The organism is Aurantiacibacter atlanticus (genome assembly GCF_001077815.2).
Taxonomy (GTDB): Bacteria; Pseudomonadota; Alphaproteobacteria; order Sphingomonadales; family Sphingomonadaceae; genus Alteraurantiacibacter; species Alteraurantiacibacter atlanticus.
Genome location: NZ_CP015441.1, coordinates 127,050 through 136,120, shown reverse-complemented (window position 1 = coordinate 136,120; position 9,071 = coordinate 127,050). Strand labels below are relative to the sequence as shown.

Sequence of the window (9,071 nt, the reverse complement as noted above, 5' to 3'; positions counted from 1 at the left end):
CTTGTTACTCAGAACCAGAACCGTATGCCGACGACATAATTCGTCACGCTGGGATCTTCTCCTTCGGCGCGTGCGTAGTCGGCGCTCTGACCGATCCTCCATTCCTGATCGATCCCGATATAGGGCGCGAACTCACGCGCGAAATGATAACGCAGGCGAAGGCCGGCTTCGACTGTATCCAAGCCCGCACCGATGCCCAGTTCAGGCACGTCCTGCGCCGAAAAGGACGCTTCCACACGGGGTTGAAGGACCAGGCGCTGGGTAATTCGCTGGTCGAGCTCGGCCTCAATGCGCGCCGTCAGGTCGCCTTTGTCGGACAGGAATGCGGCGGCATCCACCTCGAACAGATAGGGTGCGAGGCCCTGGATGCCGACCACCGCATAGGTGCGGTCCAATGGCGCGAAATCCTGCCGGATACCGGCCTGGAAATCGAAAAACGGCGCGATAGCGCGACTGTAGAGCGCCTGGACTTCGGCGCTTTCGATCTTCTCGCCGAAACTGCCTTCACCTTCCGATTTGAACCAGAATTTGTCGAGATCGCCACCGTAATACCCCTGAAGGTCGAACAGATAGCCGTCGGATCCTTCGCGCGCGCGGTATTCGACGCGGTCACCCTGGAACCAGAAATATGTCTGGCCGCCCTGTTCATCGCGCAACTGCTCACGGCTCTCGCGCATTGCCTCAACACCCCATATGGCATCTGCGGCGCGTGCAGGGCCCGAACCCGCGGAAGCGGGCGGCGGACCCGAGGGAATGTCCATCGCCATCGCCTCATGACCCATGGCGGAATGGTCCATTTCTCCGCCCGCTTGGTCGTCGACCACTCCGGACTGATCCATCGACCCATGGCCCATTTGCGAATGATCCATCTGTGAGTGGTCTACAGGTGACTGGCCCATGGGTTGCGGCATCTCGGGGCTACCTTCACCTTGCGGCTGCATGGATTGGTGATCCATTGCACCATGGTCCATTTGCGAATGGTCCATGGGCATTGCGGAGGATGGCGGCGAAGCATCCTCTCCGCTGCTTTCCTCTTCGGCGGCCTCCTCTGCGTCCTGCGGGTCGGCAGGCTGCATCGGCATGGAATGGTTATGGCCATGGTCTTGCGCGAAGGCGGGCGTTGCCGTTCCGGCGAGCATGAGCGCGATCATATACTTCATCCGCTCTCTCCCACGCGCTGTACGTCTGGTTGCCCTGCTTCCTGCGCGACCGTTACGATCTGGAACATGCCGGCATGCATGTGATAGAGAAGATGGCAGTGAAACGCCCAGTCTCCTGGCTCGTCGGCGGTGAGATCGAACTGGGCGAAGCCGCCGGGCTGCACGACCACCGTGTGCTTTTGTGGTTGGCGATCGGCAGGTGCGCCGTTGACGAGCTCGAAGAAATGACCGTGAAGGTGGATCGGGTGCGCCATCATGGTGTTGTTGACCAGCTTGACCCGAACCCGTTCGTTATAGGCAAAGCGGATCGGCTCGTCGCTGACGGCCGAGAACTTCTCGCCGTCGAACGACCACATGTAGCGTTCCATGTTCCCGGTGAGATGAATTTCCATCTGGCGCGACGGCGTGCGCAGATCGTCATTCGGTTCGAGCGCGACCAGATCCTTGTAGTTCAGCACCTTATGCGGAACCTTGTCGAGGCCGATACCAGGATCGCCCATCCGGTCCTGCGGGTTCATGGCAACCATGTCTATGCCTGGACTGACCTTCACATCGGGTGGCAGCCTGGACGTGTCGCGCATGTCCATGCCGCCCATCGACATTCCAGCCATTCCGGCCATCGCTCCCTCGCTTGACCCGTCGCCGCTGTCGCTCATGTCCATACCGTCCGGCGGCGAGGTTCCATGTCCCATCGCGCTATGATCCATGCCTGACATGTCACCTTCCATTCCAGCCATGCCACCCATACCCGCCATGCCCATATCGGCCATCGTCAGGAGCGGCGGATCGCGCAGCGCGGGGACAGGCGCGCGGGCACCGGGGCGGCTGGCAAGCGTGGCGACCGCCATGCCCGAGCGATCCATGCTTTCCGCGACGATGGTATGCGCTTCGCCGGTCGGTTCGACGACTATATCGTAGGTCTCGGCGGTGCCGATCTGGAACTCTTCGACCTCGACCGGCCTCACGTTGAGACCGTCGGCCGCTACGACCCAGAATTTCAGCCCGGGAATACGGACGTTGTAAAAGGACATGGCGCTGCCATTGATCACCCGGATGCGGACCCGCTTGCCGCGCGAAAACAGATATTCCAGCCCTTCTTCGGGACCGTGTCCATTGGCGAGGTAAGTGTAGGTCGAGCCCGTGACGTCGAGGATATCTGTCGGCATCATGCGCATTTCTGCCCACATCCGGCGCTCTTCTCCGGTCAGCGGATAATCATCGGTCAACGTGCGTTGCTGGTAATTGAAGTACCCCTCGCCCTTCTTCAGCTTCGACATGATTGTGTGGGGATGCATCGGCGTAAATTCGCTGAGCAGCATCACGTAATCGTAGTCGGCCTGCACCGGATCGGGTCCGGTAGGATCGACGATGATGGGCCCGTAATGCCCGGCCTGTTCCTGCAGGCCGGAATGGCTATGCCACCAATAGGTGCCAGCCTGCCGTATGGCGGGCATTTCGTAGGTGAATGTCTGCCGCGGCCCGATACCGGGAAAGCTCACACCGGGCACGCCATCGAACTGAAACGGCACAAGCAGTCCGTGCCAGTGGATCGAACTGTCTTCGTCCAGCGCATTTGTCACATTGAGATTGACAGGATCGCCTTCTTTCAGCCGCACCAGCGGACCGGGAACGCTACCGTTCACCGCCACTCCCATACCGCTACGGCCCTGAACAATTCGCGGGCCGCGCGCGATGGTTAGATCGATATTGCGGCCGGATACTTCATCGAAACCCTGGCGGATCGTCGCGCCATTCATGTTGCCGCCGCGCGCCCAGGCGGGCATCGCGGCGGTGGCACCAAACAGGCCGCCGGCGACGATACTCGAGCCCAGGAATTTGCGTCGATTGATTGCTTGCATGAGAAAGTCCTGTTCGAAGGAGGTTTGCCCTATCCTACGCGGCTGGAGGCGCTTCCCCTCACGCGCGCGAAATTTTTTCCTTCAGAGCCTTTCGGGCACGGTAGACCAGCGATTCCACCGCCTTCTCCGAAACACCCATTATATCGGCAACCTCGTTCTGGCTTCGCCCATCGATGGCAACGAGAATCAGCGCCTCGCGCAGCCGCACGGGAAGCCGTTGAATTTCGGCATGGGTCTTTTGCAGAAGCTGCCGATCGACTGTCTCGGATTCCGGCGAGGGCGCAGGATCGGAGGCAAGTTCCGGCATGGAAGCCTTTCCGAACCCCAGGAACTGCGCTGCCTTCCGCCTGCGGAGTTTGTCGCGGCATTTGTTGAGTGTGATCGTCGTGAGGAACGGGAGAACGGGCCGCGCCGGATCGAGGCGCTTGCGGGCGATCCACGCCGAAGCAAGGGCATTCTGCACAACGTCTTCGGCTTCATCATGTGAGCCAACCATTCGCAATGAGGTTGCAAGCAGGCGGGGTATGAGCGGTTCTACAAGTTCCGTGAATGCGCGGCGGTCACCGGCGGCAACTTTTGCAACAAGCGCCTGCTCCTGACTATCCGGCTGCCCCTGCACTCCGCGATCATTCCGAAGGCGAACCGGTCAGTGACCGGGCAACCTGCTGATCGAATTCGCGTTGCTGCTCTTGGTCGAGAATGCGGCGCATCGCGAAAACATGCCGGACCGTCGCCTTCTGCAATTCGCCCATGCTCTGGTGGACCTCGTCGATGGCTAGACTGACCTCGGGGCCGTATTCATGCTCCTTGTCCATCGCGGCGGCCAGATTGGCGTTAGCACGCCGAACCGCCAGTTCGCGCTGGGCGTTCTCGATTGCGTAGCGCTCCTCGAGACGGTCGAGCCGATCTTCCTGTTGGGCGGTGAGGTCGAGCTGTTCGTGAACGAATTCGTGGAGACTGCCCGGCTGGGTTGGCGCGAACCATCGCTCTGCTGCGACCGCGCCCAGAAATCCCGCAAGAGCAGCGAGTAGGACGGCAAGCGCGATATACAGTTTGGGACTTTTCATCAATCGACGTGTAGCAGCGCGGCGGGAGAAAGGCGGGCGTCGCTAAATAGCGGGTAGGCGGGTTCCTGAGCATAGACAGGAGCCTGAACCGTGAGGGCACCCGCGCCGAGTCCAACTGCGAACAGGCCGGCAAACAGCATGCTGCGCATGGCCCCGTCCCGCCGCGCACTCATATCGCCGACACGTTCCCAGACGCCTTCCATGAAGCCGCCGAGCACGCCGGGCGCAACATCGTGGGCAAGAGCGCTCAGAATAGGGTCCAGGTCCTGTTCCATCGGTGCGGGTCGATCCTTCAACTGCTGTTCGTTCTTCCCATACGCGCGGCGCGTCCGCTCCCCGCAAAGATATTTAATGAGGGGAGGCGGCTCGGGATGCGTAACAGGCAGCATAGCTCTCGTTAATCTGCGGTGAAAGGGCACGCGCCACCATGAAAGCAGTCCATTTTTTGATACTTGTTTGCGCGGTGATCCTGCCGCTCGGTCCTGTTTATGCGCACGGCGACGAAGCGCATGATCCCGCTACGAACGCTGCCGCCTCTTCCGAGCCAAGTCAGGAAGCGACTGGCATGAGCGGGATGCAAAGCGCCTCGGGTCAGTCTGCCGAAGCCGGCCACGGCTCCGACGGCCATGATGACGCATCCGGCGGACACGAGAGCGTCAGTGAGGGTGACTTTGTCACTGTCCTCAAGAAGCTGCATCCCGCGACGATCCATTTCCCGATTGCACTGTTCCTGCTGGCAGCCTTGGCCGAATTGTTCGTCATGGCCGGGAGAGGCGCTGCAGCCGAACCCGCTGTCCGCGTGCTGATCTATGGCGGTGCGGGCGGTGCCGTCGTCGCAGCCCTGTTCGGCTGGATTCATACCGGCCTCTGGTTTGGCGGCGATACGGTCATGCATCTCCACCGCTGGAACGGAATGCTGATCGCCGCGCTCGGTCTCGCTCTTGCCGCCCTTGCTTACAGGCCGCGTAAAGACAGAGTCCTTCTGCGCACCGGACTTTTCGCGATGGCCGCGCTCATTCTGCTTCAGGGTTTTCTCGGCGGAGAACTTGCGCACGGCCCCGATCACCTTGGCCTCTCCTGGATCTGAAGGATAAACATGATGCAGCATTTCAAGACGAAGAAGATGATTGGAACGCTTTTCCTCGGGACCGCGCTGGCGGGCTTGGCGGCGTGCGATCAACAACCCGAGCCTATGGCGGATGACGGAAATACGGCTGCCATCGAGACAGCACCGGCGAGCGCGCCGTCGCCAGTTGAGGCCGCTTCCGTAAATTCGACCGAGACCGGCGTAGAAACCGCGCCCGTCGCCAGCGTACCCGCGACCGAGCGCAAGCCGGCTGGTCCGGCCGAAGCGCCACCACCGCGCACGCCGACAACTGGTTTGACGCCGGCACCCGCTCCAACGACCTCGGATGTTCCGGAACCGGTCGACCCGCATGCAGGGCACAACATGGAGACCATGTCCGATCACGACATGGAAGGAATGTAGGAGATTTGAGCATGAAATTCATAGTTACTGGCTTGGGCATACGCCGCGCGCGCGCGGCACTCGCTACTTTCGGCGTGATCCTCCTTGCAGCCTGCACGAGCGCCGCACAGGCAAGCCCCTATGTAATGTTCCGCGATCCGCAATGCGGATGCTGCGGGGAATGGGCGAAGCATGTTCGCACCGGTCTGGATCACGAGGTCACGGTTCGCGAAGACCGTCCCATGGCCGAGGTTAAGGCTGATGCAGGCGTGCCTGACGACTTGATTTCCTGCCATACGATGGAAGTCGATGGCTATGTGATTGAGGGACATGTTCCTGCACGCGAGATCGCGCGCCTTCTCGAAGAACGACCCGACGGCGTGACTGGCCTCGCCGTTGCGGGAATGCCCCTGGGCTCCCCCGGCATGGAAGTTGGCGGGAGGGTGCAGCCCTACCAGGTCATTGCCTTCGGCCCTGCGGGCGAGCGCGTATTTGCAAGCTATCCATGACCCGCTGGAGCGGGCTGGAGTGAAAACGATCCGATTGAAAGGAAAGCCGATATGACCGATCGATCGATCCGCCCGGACATCTTGCGATGGGGCTGGACGCTCAGCAGTTTTCTGCTTCTCAGCTATCTGCTTTGTGTGGGTTTCGGCCTCCTTTTCCCTGAGCGGTTTCACATGCACGAAGCTTGGGCGCCTCTTTTGCCCGGCTTCGAATGGCTGACCTGGCGCGGCTTCCTTGCCGGAGCCCTCGGCAGCTTCCTTTATGGCTGGTATATTGCCGTCGTCGTGGTGCCGCTTTACGCCGTGTTCGGTCGAGAAAAGCGCGGATGACGTTGCACCTCACACTCCACAAGACCTGTCGTGATCGACGCGCTCCCGGCATTCCGGACGGGGGAGTTCGAGCCTTATGACTGCGACGAAGCATGGCACACATGCCGCGATGGAAAGCGCGCCCGACGCCGCTGGTGAGGGGACAATAAGTCTCGCCGGGGGTGTGGCTATGGGTACCGGCGTGATGATCGGCGCTGGGATCTTCGCTCTCACCGGTCAGATCGCGGAACTTGCCGGCCCGCTGTTCCCGCTATCGTTCGTTCTGGGTGCGCTCGTCACATCACTGGCCGCCTATAGCTACATCAAGATGTCCAATGCCTGGCCGTCGTCGGGCGGCATCGCGATGATACTGCAGAAAGCCTATGGTCCTGGCGTCGTTGCGGCCTCGGCTTCGCTGCTCATGGCGCTTTCGATGGTTATCAACGAAAGCCTCGTTGCGCGAACCTTTGCTACCTACGCCCTGCGACCGTTCGGGCTTGAGGAGAACAGTCTCCTGCTGTCAGCCCTGGCTCTTGGGTTGATCGTATTCGCCTATATCGTGAACAAGGCGGGCAATCGATCGGTGAGCGGCTTCTCGCTTGTCATGTCGGCGATCAAGATCGGCGGGATCGCTCTGTTCGCCGTGGCCGCAATCGCCGCGAGCGGATTTTTCTCCGGCGCGTTTGCCGAGCCTGCGTCTATGACGAGCGGCGGCGCGTTCCTGGCGTCGGTCGCGTTCTCGATCCTGGCGTTCAAGGGCTTTACCACGATCACCAATAGCGGCGGAGAGATCGTCGATCCGCATCGCAATGTAGGCCGCACGATCATGATCTCGATCGCGATCTGCGTCGTCACCTACCTGCTCGTCGCGTTCGCGGTCGGGTCCAGTCTGACGATCGGCCAGATCGTCGAGGCGCGCGATTATTCGCTCGCTGCCGCCGCCCGGCCGGCGCTTGGAGAGCTCGGGTTCTGGTTTACCATCGTCATTGCGATTGCGGCGACCACTTCGGGCGTGATCGCCAGCGTATTTGCAGTCTCGCGGATGCTCACCATGCTGACCGAGATGAAGATGATCCCGCACAGTCACTTCGGCATGAAGGGTCCGATCCGCGGTCACTTGCTGGTCTATACGGTGGTGATCGCGGGCACGCTCGCGGTGCTGTTCGACCTGTCGCGGATCGCTTCGCTCGGGGCGTTCTTCTATCTCGTCATGGACATGCTGGTCCATTGGGGCGTGTACCGCCATCTGCGCAAGGAGATCGGGGCCAAGGGTTCGGTCCTGCTTGCGGCAATCGCTGCCGACGGCGTAATTCTTGTCGCCTTTGCGGGGGTGAAGCTCGATTCCGACCCCGCCATCGTGGTGATCGGGGCGGTCCTCATAGCTGCGGTATTTGGTCTCGAAGCCCTGTTCCTGCGCCGGAGACGTGCGGAGGATGGGAACGCGCATGCGGACGCCGGCGTCAATGGAAGCAGCCAAGACCATCAAAACGAGGCAGAAAAACAATGAAGCAGGCAAAAGTATACCGGATGGTGATGGACAAGCACATCTGTCCATACGGCCTGAAAACGGTCGACCTGCTCGAACGGCAGGGTTTTGCGGTCGAGGACAATCACCTCTCCTCGCGCGAAGAAACCGACGCGTTCAAGCAAGAGCATGGCGTCGAGACGACACCGCAGACCTTTATCGATGGCAAGCGGATCGGCGGATACGACGATGTCCGCGCCCATTTCGGCAAGAAGAGAACGCAGACCGGCGACGACACGATCAGCTATCAACCCGTCATCGCCATCTTCGCGATCGCGGCGCTGCTTGGCCTCGCCATCAGCTGGTACGCGCTTGGCGAGCTGCTCACCGTGCAAGCTGCCGAATGGTTTGTCAGTCTGTCAATGTGCTTGCTCGCGGTGCAGAAGCTGCAGGACGTCCGCAGCTTCTCGACCATGTTCCTCAATTACGATCTGCTGGCGCAGCGCTGGGTGCGCTACGGTTTCGTCTATCCCTTCGGCGAGGCGCTGGCTGGTATCCTGATGACCGCGCATGCGCTGCCGATCATCTCGGTACCGGTCTCACTGTTCATAGGCACGATTGGTGCCGTCAGCGTGTTCTACGCGGTCTACATCCAGAAGCGTGAGCTCAAATGCGCCTGCGTGGGCGGCAGTTCCAACGTGCCGCTGGGGTTCGTGTCGCTGACCGAGAACCTGTTCATGATCGGTATGGGCCTCTGGATGGGAGCAAAGGCGCTGGGCTGGATCACTTTATGATCGCGGCTCTGCTCCTCGGCTTCGTCCTATTTGCGGTCTCGCTCTATTTTCATATGTGGATGCTGCGCGGCGCCAAGGCCCTTTCCCCGCCCGGGAAGGAGCCAAGGCATCTTCGGGTCCTTGCCGGCTCGTCCCTGGTTCTTGCCAGCCATCTCGTCATCGCCGGTATCTTTGCAGGCGGTATGTATCTCGCCAGTGTTTGGGGACTTGGAGCGCTGGAGCAGGACGTCATCGATAGCTGGATGGACTATTATTACTTCGCGCTGATTACGATATCGACTGTCGGACTGGGCGATATTCTGCCCGCCGGTCACATGCGCGCTATTTCCGGAATAGCCGCACTGACCGGGTTCCTGATGATCAGCTGCACCGCCCAATATGTCTACCAGACCATGAGCAAACAGGAGAACTGATATGGCGAAAGGCACGCAACACGATCATAG

The 9,071-nt window shown here is 60.7% G+C and carries 12 protein-coding genes; 7 read left to right on the top strand and 5 right to left on the bottom strand.

Going from position 1 to position 9,071, the window contains the following annotated elements:
* Nucleotides 1–8: 8 nt before the first annotated feature.
* Genes CP97_RS15350 through CP97_RS15330 form a run of 5 tightly spaced genes read right to left on the bottom strand, consistent with a single transcriptional unit; the run spans nt 9 to nt 4,382 of the window.
* Nucleotides 9–1,160, bottom strand: coding sequence for a copper resistance protein B (locus CP97_RS15350; RefSeq protein WP_063612663.1), 1,152 nt, complete (start codon nt 1,158–1,160; stop codon nt 9–11).
* The gene (locus CP97_RS15345; protein WP_063612662.1) at nt 1,157–3,019 is read right to left on the bottom strand and encodes a copper resistance system multicopper oxidase; all 1,863 of its coding nucleotides are present in this window, start codon (nt 3,017–3,019) and stop codon (nt 1,157–1,159) included. The genes CP97_RS15350 and CP97_RS15345 overlap by 4 nt, the downstream gene beginning before the upstream one ends.
* Nucleotides 3,020–3,077: 58 nt before the next feature.
* Nucleotides 3,078–3,638, bottom strand: a complete 561-nt coding sequence (locus tag CP97_RS15340; RefSeq protein WP_063612661.1) for an RNA polymerase sigma factor — start codon at nt 3,636–3,638, stop codon at nt 3,078–3,080.
* Nucleotides 3,639–3,645: 7 nt separating this feature from the next.
* Nucleotides 3,646–4,086, bottom strand: a complete 441-nt coding sequence (locus tag CP97_RS15335) for a periplasmic heavy metal sensor (RefSeq protein WP_063612660.1) — start codon at nt 4,084–4,086, stop codon at nt 3,646–3,648.
* The gene (locus tag CP97_RS15330) at nt 4,086–4,382 is read right to left on the bottom strand and encodes a hypothetical protein (protein WP_149036576.1); all 297 of its coding nucleotides are present in this window, start codon (nt 4,380–4,382) and stop codon (nt 4,086–4,088) included. The genes CP97_RS15335 and CP97_RS15330 overlap by 1 nt, the downstream gene beginning before the upstream one ends.
* A 131-nt stretch (nt 4,383–4,513) precedes the next feature.
* On the opposite strand from CP97_RS15330, the gene CP97_RS15325 reads away from it, so the two are divergent.
* From CP97_RS15325 to CP97_RS15295, 7 genes are all read left to right on the top strand, one after another.
* The gene (locus tag CP97_RS15325) at nt 4,514–5,173 is read left to right on the top strand and encodes a DUF2231 domain-containing protein (RefSeq protein ID WP_063612658.1); all 660 of its coding nucleotides are present in this window, start codon (nt 4,514–4,516) and stop codon (nt 5,171–5,173) included.
* A 9-nt stretch (nt 5,174–5,182) separates the two neighbouring features.
* Nucleotides 5,183–5,575, top strand: coding sequence for a RodZ family helix-turn-helix domain-containing protein (locus CP97_RS15320; protein ID WP_063612657.1), 393 nt, complete (start codon nt 5,183–5,185; stop codon nt 5,573–5,575).
* An 11-nt stretch (nt 5,576–5,586) separates the two neighbouring features.
* A complete protein-coding gene (locus tag CP97_RS15315; RefSeq protein ID WP_063612656.1) occupies nt 5,587–6,063 on the top strand; it encodes a DUF411 domain-containing protein in 477 nt (158 codons plus the stop codon).
* 51 nt (nt 6,064–6,114) lie between these two features.
* A complete protein-coding gene (locus CP97_RS15310) occupies nt 6,115–6,390 on the top strand; it encodes a DUF5676 family membrane protein (protein WP_063612655.1) in 276 nt (91 codons plus the stop codon).
* A gap of 109 nt (nt 6,391–6,499) precedes the next feature.
* Nucleotides 6,500–7,876: an APC family permease gene (locus CP97_RS15305; RefSeq protein ID WP_063612734.1), complete on the top strand. Its 1,377-nt coding sequence runs from the start codon at nt 6,500–6,502 to the stop codon at nt 7,874–7,876.
* Nucleotides 7,873–8,628 carry a glutaredoxin family protein gene (locus tag CP97_RS15300; protein WP_063612654.1) on the top strand — a complete coding sequence of 252 codons (756 nt, stop codon included), beginning with the start codon at nt 7,873–7,875 and terminating at the stop codon, nt 8,626–8,628. The genes CP97_RS15305 and CP97_RS15300 overlap by 4 nt, the downstream gene beginning before the upstream one ends.
* Nucleotides 8,625–9,041 carry a potassium channel family protein gene (locus CP97_RS15295; protein WP_063612653.1) on the top strand — a complete coding sequence of 139 codons (417 nt, stop codon included), beginning with the start codon at nt 8,625–8,627 and terminating at the stop codon, nt 9,039–9,041. Before CP97_RS15300 ends, CP97_RS15295 begins: the two co-directional genes overlap by 4 nt.
* Nucleotides 9,042–9,071 lie beyond the last annotated feature (30 nt).